At 61.7% G+C, this 643-nt stretch carries 1 protein-coding gene; it reads left to right on the top strand.

The genetic code is table 11. From position 1 onward, the window contains the following. Nucleotides 1-154 precede the first annotated feature (154 nt). Nucleotides 155-643, top strand: a 489-nt coding sequence (locus A8V01_RS04945; protein WP_483869995.1) for a catalase family protein, incomplete at its 3' end; no start/stop codon positions are given.

Raw genomic sequence — 643 nt, 5'->3', positions numbered from 1 at the left:
GCCGGGCAGCTATCGCGTCTACTTGCGCATCTCGACGAACCCCGGCGATATCCTTGACGATGCCGTGGCACTGCCGCGCGGTCTGGCTCTCAAGGTCCTGGATGTTGCGGGCGAGCGCCTGCCCGGTGCGCAAGGATCCACACAGGACTTCATCATGGTCAACGGCCCGGTCTTCACCGCGCCCGACGCGAAGAAGTTTGCTGGAAGCCTCAAGCTCCTTGCCAAGACAACCGACCGGGCAGAGGGAGCAAAGGTTCTGGCGTCCAAGATCCTGCAGGCGGTGAATGCAACGCTGGGCGCGGTTGGTATGGAAAGCACCGCGCTCGCAGGCCTTGGGGGTGCGCCTCAGGTGCATCCGCTGGGAGAAACCTACTTCAGTGTCACGCCCTTTCGGTACGGCGAATATGTGGCCAAATTCCGGCTGCGGCCCGTCAGCACGAACCTTACCCTACTGACCAACAGAAAAGTTCAAACGAAGGGGCATCCCGACGCTATCCGCGAGGCCGTGCAAACCGACATGGTGGGGATCGATGCCGAATGGGCGTTCGAAGTCCAGTTGCGACGCGACGCCAATCGCCAGCCGATCGAAGATGCCTCGGTCGAGTGGAAAGAGGATGACGCGCCCTTCATCGAAGTTGCCCGT

Source organism: Novosphingobium guangzhouense (assembly GCF_002896965.1).
GTDB lineage: Bacteria > Pseudomonadota > Alphaproteobacteria > Sphingomonadales > Sphingomonadaceae > Novosphingobium > Novosphingobium guangzhouense.
This window is presented reverse-complemented; position numbering and strand designations above follow the sequence as displayed.